We start from the raw sequence: 24,690 nt of genomic DNA on the forward strand, positions 1-24,690 counted from the left end.
GCTTAGCGCTGTTCCTTCATCTGCTGCTGGACAGAAAGACTCAAGGTACCGAGGTCTTCCTTGCCCAGCAGCGGCAATTGCGCCAGCAGCTGCATCAGGGCGGAACTGCCCGTCACGTCCAGCTCGGACGACTGCACCAGCACCGTGCCGGCGCCCGTGAAGTCGATCTGCTTTTCCTCGCCCGACAAACTGAAACCGGTGAGCGCGCCGGCGGCCGAGGCCCAGCCCTGCACGTGGGCGTAATCGTAGTGGTACGACGGGCTGGGGCAATCGGCCCAACCCAGCACGGCCTGCTCATCCACGCGGCACGGCAATTCCAGGAAATGCACGGGGCCGTTCGACGAGGCGATGACCTTGCCCGTGCCGATCATGGTCAGATAACCGGGCAAGGTCGATTCCTGGCAAATCACATCCTTCGTAAAACCCAGCAGGTTTTTCGCGCGGATGGTCATGTTGGCGTTGTCCAGGTCGTAGCACGCCAGGTCGTTGCCGTTGTCGCCCAGGATCAACTGGCCTTGCCCTTGCGCCACGACAAAGTGGTGCACGTATTTCGGTGCATTGAAGGCATTGCGCACGATCAAGTCAAGCACGCTGCTGCCCATGGCTTCGAAGCGCAGCTCGCCATAGAAGGCAATCATCTTGCCCTTGCGAATGAAGATCTGTTCCTTGACGTCGATGACATACGAAAAACGGTTCAGGTTATCGTTCTTCGGCAAGGTATCGGGATTGTAAATCGTCATGGCTTACCTTTCGCTCGCTTGGATGTAGACCGTGCCCTGGCCCGTGAATTTCACCTGGTACGATTCGCCGGACGCCTGGCCGACGAAGGTTTTCCAGTTCAAGTCCGTGACGATGGTCGAGCTCAGCTGCCCCGTGTGGCCGATATACGCTTGCGGGTCGACAAACACGGGCACGTCCGGCGTAACGGGCAAGCCGATGGCATTGCCGTCCGACAAAATTGCCACTTCGCCCGTGCCTTGCAGCGTGGTGGTAAACAAGCCCTGGCCCGAGGCCATGCCGCGCACCACGCCCTGCACGCCGCCCTGGTTGCCGAGGAACATGGTGCCGGCCGTCAGGCGCGCATCGAAGGCCAGCAGGGAATCACTTTCCACATAAAACGTTTCGCCGCGCACGGGGACGATGGTGACGAACAGGCCGCCCTGCGCGTAAAACACGCTGCCCGTGCCGCGCGCCGACATCAGGGCATAGCCCTCGTTCGTGACGGCGCGCATGGCCAGGCTTTGCACGCCCTGGCCGGCCAGGAAGGAACGGCTGAACGCCACGTCGCCCTGGTAGGACACCATGGCGCCCTTGCGCGCGAACACTTCTTCATTGCCGAGTTTGACCTCAAGCATCTTTTCATTGATTTGCTGATAGACAGGCATCGCGGGTCCTCGCTGACTTAACGTTCGGCGGGCTGGATGAACACCACGCCCTGGCCTGTGAATTTGTGCTGGTACGATTCGCCCGAGCTCTGGCCGATCATCGTGCGCCAGTTGACGTCAAAGACGAATTCCTGGCGGATATCGCCCTTGAAGCCGACGAAGGCGTCCGGGTCCACGCGCAGCGGGTGCGCAGGCGTCACTTCCAGCATGATCAGGTTGCCGCGCGAAATGACGGCCAGGTTGCCGGGGCCTTCTACGGTGGTGGAAAACAGGCCCTGGCCCGAACTGGCGCCGCGCAAGCCCGCAAAGCTGGTGCCCGTCTTCAGGCTCGTGTCGTAGGCCAGCAAGCTGCTGCTTTCGATGGTCAGCTTTTCACCCGTCAACGGAATGACGGTGATCTCGGCCGCATTCTGCGCGAAAAACACGGTGCCCGTGCCGGCTGCCTGCATCACCTACATGCCTTCGTTCGTCACCTTGCGCTTGAGCGCGCCGAACAGGCCCTCGCCGCCGAGCAGGGATTTTTCAAATTTGATGCTGCCCGTATAGGCGACCATGGCGCCGGCAATCGCCAGCACTTTTTCATCCTGCAGGCGCACTTCCAGCAGGCGGTCGGTATTGGTGCGGAAACTGGTCACGCGCGACTCCCCAAGAATGCCAGGGCACAAAGCCATGGCTATCCGACAAGATACCGTTGGCGTTACCGCCATGCAAGTGCTATTCCTCCCGAACGGGGGTGGGTAAATAAAAAAAAGCGTGCCCGGAGGCACGCCTTGCGTTCAAGCAAAGCACGGTTTACTCAGCCAGCACCGGCTTGGCGCCGCGCGCGTTCTGGAACAGCGGCACGGGATCGTTGGTATTGACCTCGACCACCGTCACGCCCTGCACCACGCCAGCCACCTGGTAGCCGACGGCGCCCAGGTGGCGCTTGCCTTCGGCCAGGTTGGACCAGCTCAGCGAGACAGTCGCCGTGCCGCCCGTGTAGGCCGTGCCCGGCATCAGCGCCTTGAAGCCGCCATTCGACAAGCCCGGCGCCAGTACCCACGACGACAAGGTGTAGTCGGCCTGGCCGTTTTGCGGCGCAAAGCCGATCACGCACACCTTGTAGGTGCCAGCGGCGGGCAGGCGCAGTTCCACTTGCTCATTGGAACTTTCATTGCCGCTGCTGCCGACCAGCACATTGGCGGCGTTGTAGACCTCCATGTCCATGTCGGTATTTGCACCGCCCGTCGTTTCGGCATCGTAGGTGGCAAAGCGTGCCGCCAGGGTGCCGGCCGGGATCACCACATTGTGCACGTTCACGCCAGTGGCGCCGCCCGCCTTGCAGGCAGCCGATGCGGCGGCGCCCGTCGTCGCCTGGCCGATCGTGCGCGCCTGGCGCACGGCTTCGACGAGACCCGACTTGACGCCCACCAGCGCGCCCGAGAAGCCCGTGCCCAGGGTCAGTACCTTGCTGCCCGTGGCCGCTTCGCTGCTGACCAGCGGAATGGCCACCAGGGCCGTGCCGCGCGCCGTCAGCGGGCTGCGCACCGTGTGCGTGCCATCCGTCCAGCTCAGGGCGCCGTAGGTCCAGGTATTGGCCGGCGCCGTGGTGCGCGTCAGCTTGACCTGGAACTGGCCCTTGGCGCCCGGCGCCAGGTTCAGGCTGGTAGGCGTCACCGCCACCGTGTAGCCGGGCAAGCTGGCCGAGACGTTGTAGACGGCGCTGCTGGCGCCCACGTTGGTCACCGTGCGCGTCAGGGTTTGCGTGCCCAGCACGTTGGCCGCCGTCAGCGACGCCAGGTTCAGGTTATAGGCCGCGATCGTACCGATGGCCTGGCACGTGGCGGCGCTGTAGACCTTCAGGTTCAGGCCGCACAGGAAGCGCGCATAGTCGATTTCCGACATGTCGTACACGAGGCCCGGATCGGCCGCGCTGTTCGGCGCGATGTGGCCGGCGCCCTGGCCCCACGGCAGCTGGCCCGAGGTCTTCGCCGTGGCATCCCACGACACGGAACCGTTCAAGCCATCCGAATACGTGCTGAAGGCCGTCGTCATCAGCGCCGATTTGATAGCCGCGGGCGACCAGTCAGGATGCTGCTGCTTGAGCAATGCCGCCACGCCGGCCACGTGCGGGCTGGCCATCGAAGTGCCGGAATAGAAATCCCACTCGGCCGCCGGCGCCACGCCGCCCGCCGCCACGGCATCGCGCTGCGCCTGCGTCAGGTCGGCCGTCACGCCGGCCAGCACGTTGGTGCCGGGCGCCGAGAGATCCGGTTTCAGGATGTTCGCATTGGCCACGTTCGGTCCGCGCGAGGAACGGTCGCTGACGATCGGCGCCTGCACCGTCGTGTCGGCGGTGGTGTGGATTTCGCCCAATGCCGCCGTGCCGTCGGGCGTCGCCGCCAGGAAAGCCTTCAGCGCGTCGCCCTGCGCCTGCGCCAGGTGCACGGTCGACAGCGCATGCGCCTGGTTGATGACGGTGTTGGCGCCGCCGGCCACGTTGGCGATGATCACGCCCGCCGCGCCCGCCGTTTTGGCGTTCGCGCTCTTGTTGACCAGCACGTTGCCGCCACGGTCGCACACGAGTATCTTGCCCGCCACTTTCGCCGGGTCCAGATACGCCGACGTGGCATCGGCCACGCCGAAGCAGCGCAGCAAGTTGACATCCGTCGGCAGCACGCCGGCCAGGCCCGCGTCGCGCGACTGGATCAGCGGCAGCGCCGGCGTATTCGCATTGCTCGATGCGCCTTCCAGTTTCGTACCATTGCTGAGAGTGACGTTGGCCGCGTACAGGCGGTTGTGGGTGGAATTGGCGACCGTTGCCAGCCATGGGCTGATGTGCGAGACGGGCGCCGGCACGTCCGGTGCGGGCGTGGCCGGGCCGGAATTGCCGCCGGACGTGGCAACGAAGACGCCGGCCGCCGCCGCGCCGAGGAAGGCGACTTCCGTCGGTTCGTCGAAGGCGCCGCCGCCCGCGTTCGGGCCGATGGAGAAGTTGATGACGTTGACGCCATCCTTGACCGCCTGGTCGATGGCGGCCACGCTGTCGGCCGTGGCGCAGCCGTTGCGGCCCGTCGAGGCGGCCGTCCAGCACACCTTATAGGCGGCGATGCGGGCGCGCGGCGCCATGCCGGACGCCTTGCCCAGCGACACGCCGTTCGAGGTGGCCAGGGCGCCATTGTTGCCGCCGGCCGTGGACGCCGTGTGCGTGCCGTGGCCGCCGTGCCCCGTCAGGCCGGCGACGGAATCGCGCGGCGACATGAATTCCGTCCAGTGCAGCGCCGACGTGGCGGCGCGGTAGTAGCGCGCGCCGATCAGCTTATTGTTGCAATTCTCGGCGCTAAAGCCTTCGCCCGTCTGGCAAGTGCCCTGCCAGCTGGCCGGCGGCGCGCCATACACGACGTTGTTGCCGCTGTGGCTGGGCACGCCATTCTCGTCGAGGCGGTCGGCAAAGGCCGTGTTCTCGGGCCAGATGCCGCTGTCGACGATGCCGATGATGATGTCTTCGCCCGCGTGCGCCTTGCCGCCCAGCTGCTCCCAGATACCGCCCGGCTTGTCCAGGCCCAGGAAGCTGGGCGTGTAGCTGGTGTCGAGCTGCAGGATGGAGTCGGCGCTGATGCTGGCCACGCCGCTGTTTTTCTTCAGGGCGCGCACTTCATCGTCCGTCAGCAAGGCGGAAAAGCCGTTGAAGACGACGCTGTACTGGTGCGTGATTTCCGCCGCGCTGACGGTGCCGGCCACGGCGGCCTGTTTGGTGTCGAGGTAACTCAAATAGGCCTGCACATCGGCGGCGCCCACGTTGATGCGCGCGCCCGGAGCCGGCTTGGTGGCGGCCAGGCCGTCGACCTGGCCCGTGTAGGTGGCGGCCGGCTTGTCGACCAGTTGCACGATGTAGGAGCGGCGTTCCTGCGCCTGCGCCGCTTGCGCCAGGCTGGCGGCCAGCAAGAGGATGCCGAGTGAAACGGGACGTAATTTCATCTCATGCTCCTTGCACGGTGGAGGCGGCGAACTTGCCGCTGCGGCGGCGCGACAGCATGCCGATGGCGCCCAGTCCGGCCAGCATCAGCATGTAGGTCGACGGTTCCGGCACGGCGCTGATATTGATATTGTCGAGCGCAAACTGGCCCTGGTTGAAAGCGGGGAAATCGAGGGAATTGCTGCACGCGCCCGTGTCGTTGAAGATGCACGCATTGAAGCTCAGGCCCGTAAACGCATAGTTGCTGAAGCCGCCCAGCAGGGAAGCGCTCTGGAAATGGTAATTGCCATCGCTGCCCTGGCCGGGAAACGCCAGCGAGGTGCTGATCACCTGGCCGTCGCTGAGGGTGCCGCTCAGCTGCAGCTGGCCCCAATTCTGGTTCGGCAAGCCGGACACGGGAGCGATAAAGGAATAATCGAAACCGGCCAGGGTGAATGCCTGGTGGTCGGCGCGCGTGAAATTCACGCCGCCATCGTTGAGGATAGCCAGGTAATTGCCGCTGGCGCCCTGCGGGCAGGCGGCGATATCGCACGACGAACCCACGCGGCCATCGAGGATGGCGCCCACGCCGCTGACGCCGCCGCCGGCCGCCGTCGTCGGGTCGGCCAGGAACAGCAGGTTGTAGCTCGACGTATTGAGCGTCTGGCCGCTTTCATACACGTCGGGACGCAAGTTGTCGAAAGTCAGGACACCGGCCAGGGCCGGCGCCGAGCCCAGCACGGACAAGGTGGCCAGCGCGGCAAGGACGGCGACGCGACCGCGGGTAGCGGGCGGATTGGCGGTGGCGGGCGATACCCGCGCATGTGATAAACGATTCATTCTATTCCCTTGATTGTTGTGGATAGATAGGTCGGCAGGTCTGGCGCCCGCTTTCAGCTTTTTCACAAAAGTGTCAACAAATATAGCAAATCGCATAAAACAAATATCATATTTTTAATATCATTTATTTATTTTTTATCTAACTCCGCGAAACTTTGTTTTGTTTTATCTATGAAAGTTTGAGGAATCTCAACGTTACATTTGAACAACAAGAGCGCGCACTGCAGACGCGTACGCCAGCGGGCCGGCCCGACTTCGGATAAGCTCGAAAACCGCGCCTGTCGCGTCGTCCTCCCCGTCACATCGCGGTACACCTGTTCCATCCTGGAACACTTGCCTGTCCCCTCCGCCCCACATGAGCAGCCCCTCGCGCCCTTGCGCCGATGGCATGAAGCTTGCACAACAAGAAGATCGACCGTGCTCAGGGAGCAGCATCATGGAACACCATCAATTTGGCGCCCAGGCAAGCGCGCACGCCCGGCCGCGCCGGACCGTCCTGCTGTGCTGTGCGCTGGCGCTGGCTTTTTTCCTGCTGGCCGCCAGGCTGGACCTGGCCGAACGGCTGACGCAGTCACTCTGGCGCCAGGAACATTGGCAGCTCGATGAACTGGCCCTGAGCCTGCTGGTGCTGGTGCTGGCGCTGGCCGGCTTTGCCGTGCGGCGCGGCCGCCAGGTGGCGCTGCTGCTGGCGCAAAACCGCGCCCTCACGCAGCGCCTGCTGCGCGCGCAGGAAGAGGAGCGCTGCGCGCTGGCGCGCGAGCTGCACGATGAAGTGGGACAGGACTGCACGGCCATCCGCGCCGCCGCCAGCTACATCCTGCGCGCACGCGATGGCGACCAGGCGAACGTGCAGGCGTGCGCCGCCAGCATCGCCCGCTCGTCGGAAGCGCTGCACGCGATGGTGCGCACGATGCTGCGCCGGCTGCGCCCGCCCGTGCTCGACAGCCTGGGCCTGGAAGCAGCGCTGCAGGCGCTGTGCGACAGCTGGGCCCAGCAGCACGGCATCGCCTGCCATTTCGCGCCGCACGCCATCCCCGCCGGCCTCGACGACAGCACCGCCACCGCCATCTACCGCCTGGTGCAGGAAGGCTTGACGAACGTGGCGCGCCACGCGGGCGCCGACCGGGCCACGGTGGAATTGCGCGCCGATGCGCACGGCTTGCTGCACCTGGCCATCGAAGACAATGGCCGGGGTTTGCGCCAGGACAAGACGCCAGCAGACGGTTTCGGCATGCTGGGCATGCGCGAACGCGTGGCGGGCCTTCGCGGCCATATCCGCTGGATCAGCGCGCTGGGCAACGGCTTGCGCATCGAAGTGGCCCTGGCGGCACGGTGCGCGGCATGAGCGCCATGAACGCCATGCACAGCGGCATGCGGCCGATCCGCGTGATGCTGGTGGACGACCATCCCGTGGTACGCACGGGCTACCGGCGCCTGCTGGAACAGGGCGGCGACATCGCCGTCGTGGCCGAGGCGGGCAATGGCGAAACGGCGTATGGCTTGTACCAGGAGCATGCGCCCGACGTCTGCGTGACGGATTTGTCCATGCCCGGCATCGGCGGCCTGGAATTGCTGCGCAAACTGCTCGCGCGCGACGCGAGCGCCCGCGTGCTGGTGTTTACCATGCACGACACGCCCCAGCTGATCGCGCGCGCGTTTGACGGCGGCGCCTGCGGCTTCGTCAGCAAGCAGGCCGACCCGGAACACCTGGTCGACGCCGTGCGCGCCGCCCACGCGGGCCGGCGCTACCTGGATCCGCACAGCGCGCCCGGCGTGCTGCAAGGCACGGCCAACATGGAAGCGGACCGCTTGAGCAGCCTGAGCCAGCGCGAATTCGAAATCTTCCGCCTGCTGGCCGAAGGCCGCAGCGCCGCCGACTGCGCCCGCCTGCTGCACGTCAGCAGCAAGACGGTGGCCAACCACCAGACTTGCATCAAGGAAAAGCTCGACGTGCCCGGCCCCGCCGCGTTGGTGCACCTGGCCCTGCGCAATGGCATCATCGAGCAGGTCCATCCTTAAAACGCGTAGCGCACGCCCACGTTCACGCTGCGCGGCGCGCCGGCCGCATAGAACGTCGCATTGACCATCGGATACTCGCCGTTCACGGCGGGCAGCGGGCGGGCGGCGAAATTGCCGTTGGCGTCGAAACCCGTCGCGCCCAGCTGGGCCGCCGTCGCATATTTCCGGTCGAACAGGTTATTCACCTGGGCAAACACGCTGAGGCGGGGCGTCAGCTGGTATTTGCCGTTCAATTCCACCACCGCATAGCCGCCGCTCTTGCCCGCGCCCAGGTACGACATTCCTCCCGCCTGGTGCGCATTGTTTTCATTGCCGCGCGCATACGCGCTGGAGACGGCCGTCATGGCCAGGCCCAGCGTCCAGTCGCGTCCGCCCTGAATATCCACGTGCGCCTTCAGGATATGGCTGGGCGTCAAGGGAATGCGCTTGCCGGGCGTGATGACGATATTGCCTTCCAGGCCGGGCGCGTCCGCATCGCTGCTGCTGTTGGCGCTGCCGTTGACGAGCTCCCGGCTTTGATACGTCGCCTGCAGCCACGTGTAGTTGACGCCGAAGTCCAGCATGCCCGCCTTGCCATCAAACGCCAGCTCCACGCCCTGGTGGCGCGTCTTGCCGAAATTCTTGAAATAGCCAAACCCCGCCTGGTTGTCGGCCACGAACAGGATATCGTCGTGATTTTCCGCGCGGAACACGCCCGCGCTCCAGCGGGCCACCTCGCCCCACTGGCCGCGCACGCCCGCTTCCCACGTCTTCGTGATGACTTGCTTTAATGGCGGGTCGCCGGCCATGGCGTTGGGCAGGCGGCACGGGTTTTCCGGGTCGGCGCAACCGAGTTCGATGGCCGTCGGCGTACGGCTGCCTTCGTTGTAGCCAAGATACGCGCTGATGCCCGCGGCCGGCGCATATGCCAGGCCGATGGCGGGATTGAAGCGGCTGAAACGGTGGTCGCCATCGAGCGAACCGCTGCCGCCGCCTGGCGTGATGGCGTCGCGGTTGCGCACCGTGCTGCGGTTGTAGCGGCCGGAGACGGTCAAGGTAATATCTTGATTGAACGCAATGCTGTCGCTCGCATACACGCTCCACGTGCGCATGCGCCCGCTCAAGTCGACCCGGTTGTCGACGGGCGTGCCGTCGTCATCGATTTCCGTGCCGTCGGCAAAGAAGTTCACAGGCGTGATGCTGCGGTCCGGATTCAGGTAGCCGAACTGGCTCGTCTGGCGGAACGTGGCGTGGCTGGCATCGAAGGCGGCACCGGCCGTGACGGCATGGCGCGCTCCCGCCAGCTCGGCCAGCGCGGTGAACTGGCCCGAAAACCCATAGTTTTCCTGCCGCGTATGGCTGCGGTTGAGCATGCCATTGCATTTTTCGGCCGGCTCGTCGTTCAGCAGCACATTGGCGATGCAGCGCCATTTCGGGAAGGGCGTATTGGCCGCGTTCGCGCCGCTGGCGGGAAAGCCCGTGTAGCCGGCCGCCGCCAGGGCCGCCCGCTCGGCCGCTCCCGGCTGGTAGACGGACTGCTCGAGCGACTCGTCGTTCAAGTCGCCATTGAACGTGTGCGTGTCGATCTTGCGGTAGTACACATTGCCGGACAGCAGCAAGGCCGCGCCGGCCTGGTGCTTGCCCGTCAGGTTCAGCAGGGTCGACTTGTTTTCCGTCAAATCCGGCTTGGTATAGACGCTGCGGTAATCGCGCGCCAGCAGGCGCTGTTCCTGCAAGCCGTTGCCCGTCAGCGCATTGTCCGCGTGGGCCACGGTAACGGCGATGTCCGTGCGCGCATCGCTCCAGCCCAGCTTGCCAAACACCTGGCGCACGTCGGACGGCGAATCGTCGCGCCAGCCGTCTTCCTTGAAACGGTTGCCCGTCACATACCAGTGCCAGCCTTGCGCATTGCTGCCGCCATGCTCGACCTCGACGGCGCGCCGTTTGTCAGAACCCAGGCGCGCTTCGATGGCCGTGCCGGGACTGCTGCGGCCATCCTTGGTTTGCAGCGCCAGCGCGCCGCCCAGGGTATTCAAGCCGAACAGGGGATTCGAGCCCGGCATCAGGGTCAGCGATGCGATGGCCATGCGCGGGATCAAGTCCCAGCTGACGACGTCGCCGAACGGCTGGTTCAGGCGCATGCCGTCGAGGTAGACGGACAACCCTTGCGGCGTGCCCAGCAGGGGCGACGCCGTGTAGCCGCGGTAGCTGACGTCGGGTTGGAACGGGTTGTTCTGTACCTCGTTCACATACACGCTGCCCAGGTTGCGGCGCAGGAAGGCGGAGATGTCGAGCGCGCCGCTGCGGGCGATCTGCTGCGCGCTGGCCGTCTGCACGGGCGCGGCCAGGGTGTCGCGCGGCTGGTCCACGGTGGGCAGCGGCATGCTGCCCGTGATGATGACGGTGGGCAAGTCACCCGAAGTGGCCAGGCTCGCGGCCAGGCTGGCGTCAGCGGCAAGGTCGGCGGCCTGCGCCTGGCACAGCGCCATGGCGGCGGCGGCCAATAAAGTCAGTTTCATGCGTATCCCCAGTTTTATCGTGGTTTTTATTGCGTCCAGTATCGGACAGCCACCATCGGGGAACCAGGGAAAAACTCCCGCCGTGCGGGGGAACTAGCGTTGCAAGGGCAAATAACTCTGTTTGAGCTGGCGCAACACGAAACTCGATTTGCTGTGGCGGATGCCGGGAATTTTATATAAACGCTCGCGCAGCAGGCGTTCATAGTCGCGCGTGTCGCTCACGGCGATGCGCAGGTAGTAATCGTAGTCGCCGGACACAAGAAACGCTTCCAGCACTTCCGGGATCATGGCCAGCGCGTGGCCGAATTCGAACAATGCCTGGTCGGAATGGTCGTCCAGGGTCACTTGCACGATGACGGTGTCGGCCAGCCCCACCTTGGCCGCGTTGACGTTCACCGTGTAGCCTTCGATGACGCCATCGTCTTCCATGCGCTTGATGCGCGCCCAGCACGGCGACGAGGTCAGGCCCACCTTGGCGCTCAGGTCATGCAGGCTGATGCGGGCATCCTGCTGCAGGGCCGTCAGGATGGCGAGGTCGAATTTGTCCAGCTTCATTCTGTCATATCCTTATTTCACAGCAAATTTTGCTGAATATCGCATTCTATACGAGAAAACCAGCAGCCTTTTCTGCCGCATCAGGCAGAAAATAAGGCCATGAAACCCGATCCCGCTCCCCTCCTCGCTCCCGCCGCCGATCTTGCGCCGCGCAACGGCGCCAGCACCCTGATCGACACCCTGCTGGCCCTGGGCGTCGACACCGTCTTCGGCTACCCGGGCGGCGCCGTGCTGCCCCTGTACGACGCGCTGCACGCGCAGCCCCGCTTGCGCCACGTGCTGGTGCGCCACGAACAGGCGGCCGTGCACGCGGCCGAAGGCTATGCGCGCAGCACGGGCCGGCCCGGCGTCGTCTTCGTCACGTCCGGCCCCGGCATGAGCAACACCACCACGGGCTTGCTCGACGCCCTGTGCGATTCGGTGCCCGTCATCTGCATCAGCGGCCAGGTGGCCAGCACCAGCATCGGCACCAACGCCTTCCAGGAATGCGACGCGCTGGGCATTTCGCGCCCCGTCACCAAGTGGAACCGGCAAATCCGCGCGGCCGAGGAAACGGCCGCCGTCGTGCACGAAGCATTTATCCAGGCCACGCAGGGGCGGCCCGGCCCCGTGCTGGTCGATTTTCCCAAGGATCTGCAGCTGGCGCCCGTCACGCAGCACGCGCCGCCGCCGCCCGCCGCATCTGCCGCCGCCCTGCCGCAGCCCGCCGACCTGGAACGGGCCGCCAGCCTGATCGCCGGCGCGCGCCAGCCCGTGTTCTATGGCGGTGGCGGCCTCGTCAATTCCGGCCTGGATGCCTGCGCCGCCTTCCAGCAACTGGTGAAACTGGCCGCCGCGCCGTGCACCCTGACCTTATTGGGCCTGGGCGCCTTTCCCGCCTCGCACCCGGCCTTCCTCGGCATGCTGGGCATGCACGGCACCCTGGAAGCGAACCTGGCCATGCACCATGCGGATCTGATCGTCTGCGTCGGCGCCCGCTTCGACGACCGGGTCACGGGCCGCCTGGATGCGTTTTGTCCTGGCGCAAAGGTCATCCACATCGACATCGACCCGGCCTCCATACACAAGGTGGTGCGCGCCGACGTGGCCCTGCGCGGCGATTGCACCCCCGTATTGGCCGCCTTGCTGGCACAGCTGCGCGGACGCCTGCTGGCGGACCGCCAGCCGTGGTGGCAGCGCATCGACGCCTGGCGCGCCCAGGACAGCCTGGCGTTCGACGATACGCCGGAGGTGATCGCGCCGCAGGCGCTGATGCGGCGCCTGCAGGCGGCGCTGGACGGCATGGACGGCGGCGACGCCATTGTTTCCACCGACGTGGGCCAGCACCAGATGTGGGCGGCGCAGCACTTGCGCTTCGAGCAGCCGCGCCGCTGGCTCACCTCGGGCGGCGCCGGCACCATGGGCTATGGCTTGCCGGCCGCCATCGGCGCGCAGATCGCCCATCCGGGCAAGCGCGTCGTGTGCGTCAGCGGCGATGCGTCGATCTTGATGAATATCCAGGAACTGGCCACGGCCGTGCAGCACCGCCTGCCCGTGAAAGTGGTGTTGTCGAACAATGGCTACATGGGCATGGTGCGCCAGTGGCAGGAACTCATCCATGGCGGGCGCTACAGCCACAGCTACACGGAAGCGCTGCCCGATTTCGTCGCCCTGGCGCGCGCGTTCGGCTGGCAGGCGCACACGGTGAGCCGGCGCGAGGAGCTCGATGCGGCATTGACAGCCTGCCTGGCATCGGAGGGCCCGTACTTCCTCGACGTGCGCGTGCATGGCGCGGAAAACTGCTTCCCCATGATGGCGCCCGGCGCGGGGCACCATGAAGTGACCTTGCGCAAAGGCGTCGTCTACACCGGGTAACAAATCCTGTTCAACTCCACACCCTGTATATCCAGTAGCTTTCATCGTCGCGCATGGCGCGCGCCAGCTCGGTGGGGCTCAAGCCCGTGATTTCGCGCGTCTCGCGGCAAAAATGGGCCTGGTCGGCGTAACCGCCGCTGGCGGCGACATCGGACCAGGACGCCGTGCCCTGCAGGATGGCGCCGCGCTCGTCGAGAAACAGCTGTTCCGCGCGGCGCATGCGGCGCAAGGTGCGCATGGGCTGGCCGGCCCAGGCCTTGATGCGGCGCTCGATATTGCGCGCGCTGCTGGCCAGGCCCGTCGATGCCGCCTGCACGGCCAGGCGGCGCACCCAGTCCTGCACGGCGCCGGCAGGATGGTCGCCGCTCTTGCGCGCCAGCGCCCAGCGCGGCGCGAGAAAATCCTCCACCAGCCTGACGCGGACCGCATCGTCGGGCGCCGCCAGCACGGCGTCCGACAGGGCCAGCCAGTCCCCATCGAACAGCGCGTCGAGCGGGCGGAACTGGTCCAGCAAGCCATCCATCGAGACGCCCGTCAACGCATGCAGGGCGGCCGGGTAAAACATCACGACAAACGTATGCACGGGGCCGGGGTTGTAGCTGACCAGCGGATACGAACGGGGGCCGCCGAACAGCGCGGGCGGCATGCGCACGTCCCGCAGCGACAGGCCCGGCGCTGCCGCTTCCACGTCGCCCGCGACGGTCCAGACGATGCTGCACATGGGCGCGGCGGGAAAGCGGTTCAGGCGCTGCGCCGGCGGCAACGGCGCGCAGCCCGTGGTGTCGCGCACGAGGAAGGCGCGCACGCAGGAAGCGAGCGCCGTGCGCGGCGCGATCAGGCGGGTCAGGGGCGTAGGGGCGGCAGGCATGGCGACGATTGTACCGGCAATTTCCGGCCGCGCCCGATGTCGTATTCGTTCAAGACGCGGACGCGCAAGCGCGCTACAGTGAAGTCATTGTCGCCATCCACCAGGAGTACGCCATGCCCCCGCTCGATCACCCCGCCGCGCCCGCCACCACGGCCCTGCGCCAGATTCGCCGCCTGCCGGGGCCATTCGCCCTGCCCATCGTCGGCAACAGCCTGCAGATCAAGCTCACGCGCATCCACCGCGACGTGGAAGAGTGGGTACGGCGCTACGGCCCCTACCTGCGCGCCTGGTTCGGCCGCACCCTGGTGCTGGTGGTGGCCGACAGCGAGGCCGTCGCCGCCGTGCTGCGCGACCGGCCCGACGGCTTTCGCCGCCCCCTGAGCAGTTCCATCGTTTCCGAGGAAATGGGCGGCATCCCCGGCCTGTTCCTGGCCGAGGGCACGGAATGGCGCAACCAGCGCCGCATGGTCATGGCCGGCATGGCGCCCGGCGCCGTCAAGGCCTACTTCCCGGCGCTGGCGACGGTGGCGCAGCGCCTGCGGCGGCGCTGGCATCTTGCCGCCACGCAAGGCCAAGCGATCGACCTCGATGGCGACCTGAAACGCTACACGGTCGACATCATCGCCGGCCTCGCCTTCGGCACCGAGGTCAATACGCTGGAAGCGGGCGAAGACGTGATCCAGCGCCACATGGACGCCATCCTGCCCGCCGTGGCGCGGCGCAGCCTGTCGATGTTCCCGTACTGGCGCTACGTCAAGCTGCCCGTCGACCGCCGCCTGGACCGCGACGTGGCGGCCCTGTCCGCCGCCGTGGCCGACCTGGTGCAGCAGGCGCGCACGCGCATGGCGCGCGACCCGGCACGGCGCGAGCGTCCGCCCAACCTGCTCGAAGCGATGATCGCCGCCGCCGACGAAAAGGACAGCGGCGTGAACGACCGCGCCGTGGCCGGCAATGTGCTGACCATGCTGCTGGCGGGCGAGGATACGACGGCCAATACGCTGTCCTGGATGATTTACCTGTTGCAACGCCATCCGCACAGCCTGGCGCGGGCGCGCGATGAAGTGCGGCGCCTGGCGCCCGACGCGGCCCGCTTCACGATCGAGCAGATGGATAGCCTCGACTACCTGGGCGCCTGCGCCAGCGAAGCCATGCGCCTCAAGCCCGTGGCCCCCTTCCTGCCCGTCGAGGCGCTGCGCGACACGGTCATCGCCGATATCGCCGTGCCGGCCGGCACCCTCGTGTGGTGCGTGATGCGCCACGACACGGTGTCCGATGCGCACTTTCCCGACGCGCAAGCCTTCCAGCCCGAGCGCTGGCTGGCCGAAGGCGGCGAGGCGAACAACAAGCGCGCCGCCATGCCCTTCGGCGCCGGCTTGCGCACGTGTCCGGGCCGCTACCTGGCCTTGTTGGAAATCAAGATCGCCATGGCCATGCTGCTGGGCAGCTTCGACATCGCCGGCGTCGACACGCCCGATGGCGGCGAGGCGCAGGAACTGATGGGTTTTGTGATGTCGCCCATCGGCTTGACGCTGCGCCTGGCGCGGCCGCAGTGATACCATGGGGGAAGTCCCATTCATTCGACCTCCCCATGACCATCCGCCTGGAATCGCCGCAGCAAGCCGACGTGCAAACCCTGATCGCCGAGCTTGATGCATATCAACAGACCCTGTATCCGGCCGAGTGCGTCTACTCGCTGGACCTGGCGTCCGTGCCGTCCGATACCCTGCTGTTTGCCGTCGCCCGCGATGCGGCCGGCGCGGCACGGGCCTGCGGCGCCATCGTCGTCACGCCCGCTTTCGGCGAGCTCAAGCGCATGTACGTGCACCCGGACAGCCGGGGACTGGGCCTGGCGAAACGTTTGCTGGCCTTGCTGGAAGAACAGGCGCTGGCGCGCGGCTGCCGCTTGCTGACCCTGGAAACGGGCATCCACCAGCCCGAGGCGATCGCCCTGTACGCGCGCCACGGCTACCAGCGGCGCGGACCGTACGGCGACTATCCCGACGACCCATTCAGTGTCTTCATGGAAAAACCGTTGCAGGCGGCGGCATGAGCGCGCCCGCCGACAGCCTGCTTGACATCCGCGCGCGCCTGCGCGCCTTTGCCGACGAACGCGACTGGGATCAGTTCCACACGCCGAAAAACCTGGCCATGGCCCTGTCCGTGGAAGTGGCGGAACTGGCGGAACACTACCAGTGGCTGGCCACGGGCGCGGATAGCGAACTGGACGAGGCGAAGCGCACGGGCATCCGCCACGAACTGGCCGACGTGCTGATGTACCTGGTGCGCCTGGCCGACAAGAGCGGCGTCGACCTGCACGCGGCCGTGCTGGAAAAGATGCAACTGAACGCACAGAAATACCCGGCGCAGCAGGTGCGCGGCGACGCGCGCAAATACAGCGAATACTGATAGCGAGTACAGACACGCCCACCCGTGCGTGGCGGATGCGCAAAAAGGCGTAGCATTCAGGCATGCGTATTTATCGATTACTGCTGATCATAGGCTTGCTCCATGGACCTATTGCGCTGGCGCAAACCGCGCCCGTGCCGCAGGTGAAGGTGGACGCCACACGCGACCCCGTCGACAAGTCCTACCGCAAGATGCTGCAGGGCGTGGACCGCTTCGAACGCGACCATGCGCTGGCGCCGCAGGCCGTGCTGCGCTTCCGCTTGCTGCCGCGCCAGCCCGGCGTGGACATGGCCGGTGTGCAGCTGCGCATCGCCGGCGACACGGTCAGCATCCCCTTGCCCTTGGCCGAAGACAACAGCTTTGCCCCCGTGCGCAATGCGCAAGCGGCGCGTGAAGACGCCGTGCTGCTGGCCAACCGCAAGGCCACCACCATGAGCTGGCGCGCGCAAGTCATCACGCCCGGCTTGCCGCCCGGCACGCGGCGCCTGGGCGACTTGCGCCTGGAATGCCGCGCCGGCATGGATTCCGGCCTGATCTCGAACGACCCGCAAATCATCGCCTGGCTGTCCAGCATGCTCTACAGCACAGATAAAGTGTGTTCCGAGCCGGATGGCAATTATCTGTTCTTCACGGACCGTCCCCTGTTCGGCGTGACCCTCGTGCACGGCGAGCGCCGCCTGGCGCTGCCGTTCACCATGCTGTACGCGGGCGGCGAGCAAACGCCCGCCTCGCTGCCCTATTGCGATTGCCAGGTCTTGCTTGATCGCACGTATTACGCGCCCTTGTGGGATAGCAACTGGCCGGACGACACCCTGCTGGAATTTACTTACATGGACGAGGTGGCGCCATGAAGTGGCTGTCGCTGATCTTGTTGACGCTGCTGGCCGCCTGCTCCGGCACGCGCGCCTTGCAAGCCAGCAAGAATGTTCCCTACGCCACCCTGGAACAGACGGTGCAAGTGGGCAGCAGCACGCGCGAACAGGTGCGCGCCGCGCTGGGCGACAGCACATCCATCCGTTTCGACAGCGGCAAGGAAGTGTGGATGTACACCTATCCGGCGGCCTCGGGCGCGCAGGGGGAATATGTGATTCTGTTTGGCGGGGATGGGGTGGTGAAGCAGGTGCGCGGCGGCGAGGTGTACCGGGTACGGAAGTGATTCCCGCCAGCATGGCGCTGGCGGGACTGACATGCTTATCGTGCCTTCAGCAAGGCCCGCGACGCGACGCCCGCGCCCACGCTGCGGCCCACGCCGGCAACCTTGCGCTTGGGCGACGCCTTCAGCTTGAAGATGCCGATCGACTGGGCCACGCTGTCGGTGCGCTGCGCCAGGTTGGTGGCGGCCGCAGCCGCCTGCTCCACCAGCGCCGCATTCTGCTGCGTGATGCCATCCATGTGGATGACGGCCTGGTTGACTTGCCCGATGCCCTGGTTCTGCTCGCGCGTGGTCGAGGAAATCTCGTCCATCACTTCCGTCACGCGGGCTACCGAGGCGATCACTTCCGCCATGGTGGCACCCGCGTTGCTGGTCAGCACGCTGCCCGCGTTCACGGTGGCGATCGAATGGTCGATCAGGTTTTTCACCTCTTTCGCAGCCGTTGCCGAACGCTGCGCCAGGCTGCGCACTTCGCCGGCCACGACGGCGAAGCCGCGACCGTGCTCGCCCGCACGGGCCGCTTCCACGGCCGCGTTCAAGGCGAGGATATTCGTCTGGAAGGCGATACCGTCGATCAAGCCGATAATGTCGAGAATCTTGCGCGACGAGCTGCTGATCTCATCCATCGTGGTGACCACTTCGCTGACGATGGTGCCGCCCTTGGCCGCCACGGTGGACGCTTGCGCCGCCAGATCGTTGGCCGTGGCCACATGGTCGGCGCTGTTTTGCACGGTCGACGTCAGTTCTTCCATGCTGGCCGCCGTCTGCTCCAGGCTGGACGCCTGCGATTCCGTGCGGCTGGACAAGTCCATATTGCCCGTGGCAATTTCTGCCGTGGTGATGCGGATATCCTCGAAGTTGGCGCGCACGTCGCCGATGATGCTGTGCAAGTTGATGTTGGTCTGGCGCAAGGCCGCCATCAATTGACCCATGTCATCGTCGCGCACCTTGTCGATGACGCCCGTCAAGTCACCGCCGGCCATCTTGCGCGCCACCGTGATGGCGTCGCCCAGCGGGGCGACGAGGGAATTGTGCAGATGGGCCCAGAAATACAGCATCAGCGCCACGGCGGCAGCGGCGGCACCGCTGAGCCAGCTGCGCGTGGCCGTGCTCGTGTCGCCGTCGATATTCCACACGGCGCAGCCGAGGATGGCCAGCACCACGCCGAAGACGATGCAATGCAGTGCCAGGTCTTGCGACAAGCTCAGCTTGCGCCACTCGGCCAGCTTGGCGGCCCAGCCCTGGCGCACGACGCGGCCATTGCGGATCGCCAGGTTGGCGGAATTGCCGTCTTTGAAACTTTTATACAGGGCTGCCGCTTCGTTGATCTGCTCGCGCGTGGGCTTGGTGCGCACGGACATATAGCCGATCGGGCGGCCGCTTTCGATGACGGGCGTGATATTGGCGAAGACCCAATAGAAATCGCCATTCTTGCAGCGGTTCTTGACCATGCCGGTCCAGGGCATGCCCGTCTTGATGGTGTCCCACAGGTCGGCAAACGCTTCGGCCGGCATATCGGGATGGCGCAGGATATTCTGTGGCGCACCCAGCAGTTCCATTTCTGAAAAACCGCTGACTTCAATGAAATACTGATTGGCGTAATTGATGTTTCCCTGTAAATCCGTGGTGGAAACAATCGTCATGCCTTCATTTAATACGTATTCATTTTGCGTGATTGGCGTATTGACCCGCATCGTCGCTCCTCTATTTTTTTTCAACTAGCATAACAAAAACATAAAAACAATATACCACATCAAGCACCCATGATATATCGCCTCGGCGACAGTGACGCCAGTCAAACAATTTAATAAAAGTCAATTCATTTATGTTTTAGGATTTACTTTGATTCAACTTGATTGATTTTATTGAAATGCAAAATTTAAATTGCGTGCATATACAATAATTAATAAAAAATTATGTATCGATGCAGCAGGCAATAAATATGGCGTTTGCACCGATAAAAATATGCAAAGGAGCCGTGGCCATTGCCGGCAGATGGCAATACCTGCCGCCAACCATAACGCGGCAACCATGTTTATTTCTTGAGGGAAAATAAAAACTGGCGCGAATGCGCCAGTGGGGGATGTGTCTCCAATCCGCGACACAGGCGCCGGAGCGCCCGTGGGGATGGCTTACTTGTACGTTTTACGGGGTGGCGACTTCGGACGCGGCGGCGCAGGCTTGCGCTCCGTCGTGCCATCGTCCAGGCTGATGCGCAGTTTCTGCCCCGAAACGACGACCGATTTCAGGTGGTCGAGGATTTCCGGCGGCATGCCTTCCGGCAAGTCCAGCACGCTGTAGTTGTCAAAGATATCGATGCGGCCGATATGCTTGGCTTCCAGGTTCGCTTCGTTGGCGATCGCGCCGACGATGTTGCTTGGCGTAACGGCGTGCTCACGGCCCACTTCGATGCGGTAAGCCGTCACGCCCGGGCGTGGACGTTCCTTCTTCGGCGCGCGCGGGGCAACTTCGCCCGCGTCCGCCGGCGCATCCTTGAACGCTGGCGCGGACTTGGCGGCGAACGGCTTGCGTGGCGCGGCTGGCGGCGCCAGGTCCGGTGCGTCGCCGTCGCGGCTGATGCGCAGCTGCTGGCCCGCCACCCACACGGTTTTCAGCTGATCCAGCAATTCTTTCGGCATGCTGTCTGGCAAGTCCAGGACGCTGTAGTCGTCATAGATTTCGATGCGGCCGATGTTTTTCGAATCGATGCCCGCTTCGTTGGCGATGGCGCCCACGATATTGCCCGGCTTCACGCCATGCTGATGACCTACCTCAATGCGGAAGGTTTGCATGCCGGCGTCGGCTGGACGCTGGATGCGTTCCTTTTTCGGGAAGGCCGGGCGCTCGCTGCGCTCGTTACGGTCGAAGCGGTCATTGCGTTCGAAACGGTCATTGCGTTCAGGGCGGTCAAAGCGGTCTTGGCGCGCAGGACGGTCGTCTTGCCACGTGGCTTGCTCGCGCGCCTTGTTTTTGTCCAGCAACAAAGGCACATTGCCACGCGCCATCTTCGCCAGGGCGGCGGCGATTTCGATGGCGGGAATGTTTTGCTCGCGTTCGAAATCTTCGATCAGCGACTGGAACTGTTCCAGTTCGCCCAAGGCCAGGGTTTCGCTGATCTGTTCCTTGAACTTGGCGATACGCACGTCGTTGACGGCCTGGATCGTCGGCAGTTCCAGCATGCCGATCGGCTGGCGGGTCGAGCGTTCGATGGCTTTGAGCAAGTTCTTTTCACGCGGGGTGATGAACAGGATCGCTTCGCCGCTGCGGCCGGCGCGGCCCGTGCGGCCGATGCGGTGGGTATAGCTTTCCGGATCGTGCGGCACGTCGTAGTTGACGACATGGCTGATGCGCTCGACGTCCAGGCCGCGGGCGGCCACGTCGGTTGCGACCAAAATGTCGATCTTGCCGTCTTTCAACTGCTGGATCGTGCGCTCGCGCTGGGCTTGCTGGATGTCGCCATTGATGGCGGCAGCCGAGAAGCCACGGGCTTGCAGCTTGCCGGCCAGCTCTTCCGTGCCCAGCTTGGTGCGGGCGAAGATGATCATGCCGTCAAACGCTTCCGCTTCCAGGATGCGGGTCAGCGCGTCGAGCTTGTGCATGCCCGACACCAGCCAGTAGCGCTGGCGGATGTTGTCGGCCGTGCCCGTCTTGGCGGCCACCGTCACTTCGGCCGGGTTCACCAGGTAGGTGGTGGCGATGCGCTTGATGACGGAAGGCATGGTGGCCGAGAACAGGGCCGTTTGATGGCCTTCCGGCGTTTCTTGCAAGATGCGTTCGACGTCGTCGATAAAGCCCATGCGCAGCATTTCATCGGCTTCGTCGAGCACCAGGGTTTTCAGCTTGGACAGGTCGAGCGAACCCTTGTCCAGGTGATCGATGACGCGGCCAGGCGTACCGACGACGACGTGCACGCCGCGGCGCAGGGCCGACAGTTGCGGGCCGTAGCTTTGGCCGCCGTAGATCGGCAGCACGTGGAAGCCGGGGATGTGGGCGGCGTACACCTGGAACGCTTCGGCGACCTGGATGGCCAGTTCGCGCGTCGGTGCCAGGACCAGGGCTTGGGGTGAGCTTTGTTTCAGATCGATGCGCGACAGGATCGGCAAGGCGAAGGCGGCGGTCTTACCCGTGCCTGTTTGCGCCTGACCCAGCACGTCGCGGTTCGCGAGCAATAATGGAATCGTCGCCGCCTGGATAGGCGACGGTGTTTCGTAACCGACATCCTTGAGCGCGCGAATCAGCGGCTCGCTCAGGTTAAGGTCGGAAAATAAGGAAATTGGTGTATCAGACATGAAATCACTCACAAGTTCGCTCGAATCGCCCAATGCGAAAGAGTGTATCTGCTAGTTTACTCTTTACTGGACCTTACCGGGTGGCTGCATGCCGCAGAACGCCGTTTTTTGCGCCATATCTACGTAAAAAAGCCAGAAAAATCGGCGATCCGCACGCATTGGGCGCGTGATTTTGCCAACATTAAACGATACACAACAATATGCCGGCTGCGCCTGTTCTGTGTGGCAACAGCTACGGCGGGCGCCTCGCCGCCACGGCGCCCGCCCCCGTTTCAGGTGCGCAAGAACTCCAGCAAGTCCTCGTTCAGCCTATCCTTGTGCGTCGTCGCCAGGCCGTGCGGCGCGCCCGCATACACGAGCAATGTGCTACCGATGATGAGTTCGGCAGTGCGGCGCGCCGAGGCGGCGATCGGCACGATCTGGTCGTCGTCGCCATGGATCACCAGGGTCGGCACGTCGAATCTGGCCAGGTCGCCCGTGAAATCCATTTCCGAAAACTGCTTGATGCACAGGTAGGCGGCCGGCATGCCCGCCTGCATGCCTTGCCGCCAGAAACTGTCTCGCACGCCTTGCGACGGCTCCGCACCGGGCCGGTTGTAGCCATAGAAGGGCTCGCTCAAGTCGCGGAAAAACTGGCTGCGGTCGGCCTGCACGCCCGCGCGGATGGCGTCGAACGCGGACAGCGGCAAGCCCAGCGGATTGTCGGCCGTCTGCAGCATCAGCGGCGGCACGGCGCCCACCAGCACGGCGCCGGCCAGGCGCTGCGTGCCGTGGCGGCCGATGTAGCGCGCCACTTCGCCGCCGCCCGTCGAATGGCCGACGAGGGTGGCGCCCGTCAAGTCCAGCGCGGCGATCAGGGCGGCCAGGTCGTCGGCATAGGTATCCATGTCGTTGCCGCCGAACGGCTGGCTGGAACGGCCATGGCCGCGCCGGTCGTGCGCGATGACGCGGTAGCCGCGCGAGGCCAGATAGAACATCTGGTCTTCCCAGGCGTCGGACGACAGGGGCCAGCCGTGGCTGAAGACGACGGGCGGGCCGCTGCCCCAGTCCTTGTAGTAGATCAAGGTGCCGTCGGCGGTACGCAGGGTATTACTCGATTGCAAGTCAGGGCGAGTCATGGAACGCTCCTTGTCGGTGGACCGGCAGCCATTGTGGCCCCAATCGGCTGGCGCGCGCCGCGCGCTACGCCAGAGCATTGCGGTAGAGTAAGATTACCGCTGCTTTGCTTTCCCGTATTCACTTTTGGAGTTGTCATGCGTTTTCCCTTCGTCCTCGCCGCCAGCCTGTTCAGCACGGCTACCCTCGCCCAACCGCTCGTTGCCGAGGCGCCCCTGCGCGCCCACCTGTCCTTCCTGGCCGACGACTTGCTGGAAGGACGCGGCACGGGCCAGCGCGGCGGCGACCTGGCCGTGCGCTACCTGGAGACGCAGGCGGCCGTGGCCGGCTTGCAACCCTTGCCGGACGGCACGTATCGTCAGGCGCTGACCATCGTCGGCAGCAAGGCATTGCCATCGAGCACAGTGACCTTCAGCGCGGGCGGCAAGACCTTGTCCCCCGCCTTCGGCCAGGACATCGTCTTTGGCGCGGCGAATGGCCAGCAGACAGTGGCGTTCGACGCGCCCGTCGTGTTCGCCGGCTACGGCATCCGCGCCCCCGAAGAGCAGTGGGACGACTTCAAGGGTGCTGATTTAAAAGGAAAAATGGTCATCCTGATGGTCAACGACCCGCAGCCGACCGTTGCCGAGCCGAACCGCTTTGCCGGCAAGTCGCTGACCTGGTACGGCCGCTGGGTCTACAAGTACGAGGAAGCGCTGCGCCAGGGCGCGGCCGGCGTGCTGCTGATCCACACGACGGCGTCCGCGTCGTATCCGTGGTCGGTGCCGGCCAACGGTTTCGGCCATGAACGCTTCAACCTGGCCGGCGCGGGCAATGCGATGGAAGGCTGGCTGCAGGAAGACATGGCGCGCGCCCTGTTCCAGGCGGGAGGACAAGACCTGGACGCCTTGCGCGCGCAGGCGGAAACGCGCGAGTTCCGTCCCGTGGCCTTGAACGCGACGGTCAAGGTGGTCTTGAACAGCCAGATCCGCAGCATCGAGCAATTCAACGTGGCCGGCATCGTGCCGGGCACGGACCCGAAACTCAAGGACGAAGCCGTGATTTACTCGGCCCACTGGGACCACCTGGGCAAGGATGACGAAGGCAGCGCCCGCTCAGGGCAAAGCGACCACATCTACAACGGCGCCATCGACAATGCCTCGGGCGCGGCGGCCCTGCTGGCCATGGCGCAAGTTGCGGTAAAACAACCTGCACGGCGCACGCAGATCTTCCTGTGGCCGGCCGGCGAGGAAACGGGCATGCTGGGCAGCACGGCCTACACGCGCAAGCCCCTGTGGCCGCTGGCGAAAACGGCCGCCGACCTGAACCTCGACAGCATGAATTTCGTCGGCAAGACGCACGACATCGGCGTGGCCGGCGCCGAGCGCAGCAGCCTGTACGCGAGCGCCGCCAAGGTGGCCAAGCGCATAGGCCTGCGCCTGGCGCCCACCATTCCCGACCTGTCCGGCGCGTTTTACCGGGCCGACCATTTTGCGTTTGCCAAGGCTGGCGTGCCCGCCTTCAACGTGGGTTCGGCCGTGTTTTCCGGCGACGGCTCGTTCGACTTCGTCAAGGAGCCGAAAGCGTCCGGCGAGCGCCTGGTGGCGTTCAAGAAGGATTACCACCAGGTAACGGATGAATACCACCCGTCGTGGGATTTATCGGGCATGGTGCAGCAGGCGCAATTCACCCTGAACCTCGGCTATGAAGTGGCGAACGACAAGAATTTGCCTACATGGAACAAGGGCGAAGCGTTTGGCAAGGTGAAACGCTAGGCACCATGAAAAACACCGG

General features: G+C 65.0%; 19 protein-coding genes and 1 pseudogene. 9 read left to right on the plus strand and 11 right to left on the minus strand.

The window, feature by feature from the left end:
* Nucleotides 1-2 precede the first annotated feature (2 nt).
* The 5 genes and pseudogenes from O0881_RS16725 to O0881_RS16745 form a co-directional block, all read right to left on the minus strand.
* Nucleotides 3-740 (minus strand): AIM24 family protein, encoded by a 738-nt coding sequence (locus O0881_RS16725; protein ID WP_152252167.1) that lies wholly within the window; start codon nt 738-740, stop codon nt 3-5.
* A 3-nt stretch (nt 741-743) separates the two neighbouring features.
* Complete coding sequence (locus O0881_RS16730; RefSeq protein ID WP_034784288.1) at nt 744-1,385, minus strand: AIM24 family protein; 642 nt, start codon at nt 1,383-1,385, stop codon at nt 744-746.
* Nucleotides 1,386-1,402: 17 nt separating this feature from the next.
* A pseudogene (locus tag O0881_RS16735) lies at nt 1,403-2,092 on the minus strand (AIM24 family protein).
* 85 nt (nt 2,093-2,177) lie between these two features.
* Complete coding sequence (locus tag O0881_RS16740; RefSeq protein WP_289912275.1) at nt 2,178-5,342, minus strand: S8 family serine peptidase; 3,165 nt, start codon at nt 5,340-5,342, stop codon at nt 2,178-2,180.
* A gap of 1 nt (nt 5,343) precedes the next feature.
* Nucleotides 5,344-6,159 carry an NF038120 family PEP-CTERM protein gene (locus O0881_RS16745; RefSeq protein WP_289912276.1) on the minus strand — a complete coding sequence of 272 codons (816 nt, stop codon included), beginning with the start codon at nt 6,157-6,159 and terminating at the stop codon, nt 5,344-5,346.
* A 436-nt stretch (nt 6,160-6,595) separates the two neighbouring features.
* Here O0881_RS16745 and O0881_RS16750 point away from each other — a divergent pair, with 436 nt between their 5' ends.
* A complete protein-coding gene (locus O0881_RS16750; RefSeq protein WP_289912277.1) occupies nt 6,596-7,504 on the plus strand; it encodes a histidine kinase in 909 nt (302 codons plus the stop codon).
* Entirely contained in the window at nt 7,501-8,178 is a 678-nt protein-coding gene (locus O0881_RS16755) for a response regulator transcription factor (protein WP_289912278.1), read from the plus strand. The genes O0881_RS16750 and O0881_RS16755 overlap by 4 nt, the downstream gene beginning before the upstream one ends.
* Here the strand turns inward: O0881_RS16755 and O0881_RS16760 are convergent.
* Entirely contained in the window at nt 8,175-10,676 is a 2,502-nt protein-coding gene (locus O0881_RS16760; protein WP_289912279.1) for a TonB-dependent receptor, read from the minus strand. The two genes, O0881_RS16755 and O0881_RS16760, sit on opposite strands and share 4 nt — an antisense overlap.
* A gap of 93 nt (nt 10,677-10,769) precedes the next feature.
* Nucleotides 10,770-11,231 (minus strand): Lrp/AsnC family transcriptional regulator, encoded by a 462-nt coding sequence (locus O0881_RS16765; protein WP_070217690.1) that lies wholly within the window; start codon nt 11,229-11,231, stop codon nt 10,770-10,772.
* Nucleotides 11,232-11,330: 99 nt separating this feature from the next.
* Between O0881_RS16765 and ilvB the strand changes: the two genes are divergently transcribed.
* Nucleotides 11,331-13,085 carry a biosynthetic-type acetolactate synthase large subunit gene (ilvB, locus tag O0881_RS16770; protein WP_289912280.1) on the plus strand — a complete coding sequence of 585 codons (1,755 nt, stop codon included), beginning with the start codon at nt 11,331-11,333 and terminating at the stop codon, nt 13,083-13,085.
* A gap of 10 nt (nt 13,086-13,095) precedes the next feature.
* On the opposite strand, the gene O0881_RS16775 is transcribed toward ilvB, so the two are convergent.
* Entirely contained in the window at nt 13,096-13,953 is an 858-nt protein-coding gene (locus O0881_RS16775; RefSeq protein WP_289912281.1) for a helix-turn-helix domain-containing protein, read from the minus strand.
* 113 nt (nt 13,954-14,066) lie between these two features.
* Between O0881_RS16775 and O0881_RS16780 the strand changes: the two genes are divergently transcribed.
* From O0881_RS16780 to bamE, 5 genes are all read left to right on the plus strand, one after another.
* On the plus strand, nt 14,067-15,506 hold the full coding sequence (locus tag O0881_RS16780; protein ID WP_289912282.1) for a cytochrome P450: 1,440 nt from the start codon (nt 14,067-14,069) through the stop codon (nt 15,504-15,506).
* 35 nt (nt 15,507-15,541) lie between these two features.
* Nucleotides 15,542-16,003, plus strand: coding sequence for a GNAT family N-acetyltransferase (locus tag O0881_RS16785; protein WP_289912283.1), 462 nt, complete (start codon nt 15,542-15,544; stop codon nt 16,001-16,003).
* A complete protein-coding gene (locus tag O0881_RS16790) occupies nt 16,000-16,359 on the plus strand; it encodes a nucleotide pyrophosphohydrolase (protein ID WP_289912284.1) in 360 nt (119 codons plus the stop codon). Before O0881_RS16785 ends, O0881_RS16790 begins: the two co-directional genes overlap by 4 nt.
* Nucleotides 16,360-16,421: 62 nt before the next feature.
* Nucleotides 16,422-17,210, plus strand: coding sequence for a hypothetical protein (locus O0881_RS16795; RefSeq protein ID WP_099665609.1), 789 nt, complete (start codon nt 16,422-16,424; stop codon nt 17,208-17,210).
* A complete protein-coding gene (bamE, locus tag O0881_RS16800) occupies nt 17,207-17,515 on the plus strand; it encodes an outer membrane protein assembly factor BamE (RefSeq protein WP_289912285.1) in 309 nt (102 codons plus the stop codon). The genes O0881_RS16795 and bamE overlap by 4 nt, the downstream gene beginning before the upstream one ends.
* Nucleotides 17,516-17,550: 35 nt before the next feature.
* On the opposite strand, the gene O0881_RS16805 is transcribed toward bamE, so the two are convergent.
* From O0881_RS16805 to O0881_RS16815, 3 genes are all read right to left on the minus strand, one after another.
* Nucleotides 17,551-19,206 carry a PAS domain-containing methyl-accepting chemotaxis protein gene (locus tag O0881_RS16805; protein WP_099665611.1) on the minus strand — a complete coding sequence of 552 codons (1,656 nt, stop codon included), beginning with the start codon at nt 19,204-19,206 and terminating at the stop codon, nt 17,551-17,553.
* A gap of 438 nt (nt 19,207-19,644) precedes the next feature.
* Entirely contained in the window at nt 19,645-21,801 is a 2,157-nt protein-coding gene (locus O0881_RS16810; RefSeq protein WP_251349280.1) for a DEAD/DEAH box helicase, read from the minus strand.
* A gap of 272 nt (nt 21,802-22,073) precedes the next feature.
* Entirely contained in the window at nt 22,074-22,919 is an 846-nt protein-coding gene (locus tag O0881_RS16815) for an alpha/beta hydrolase (RefSeq protein WP_289912286.1), read from the minus strand.
* A 135-nt stretch (nt 22,920-23,054) separates the two neighbouring features.
* Here O0881_RS16815 and O0881_RS16820 point away from each other — a divergent pair, with 135 nt between their 5' ends.
* Nucleotides 23,055-24,671 carry a M28 family peptidase gene (locus O0881_RS16820; RefSeq protein ID WP_289912287.1) on the plus strand — a complete coding sequence of 539 codons (1,617 nt, stop codon included), beginning with the start codon at nt 23,055-23,057 and terminating at the stop codon, nt 24,669-24,671.
* Nucleotides 24,672-24,690 lie beyond the last annotated feature (19 nt).

It is taken from the genome of Janthinobacterium sp. SUN100, from assembly GCF_030397705.1.
Taxonomy (GTDB): Bacteria; Pseudomonadota; Gammaproteobacteria; order Burkholderiales; family Burkholderiaceae_D; genus Janthinobacterium; species Janthinobacterium kumbetense.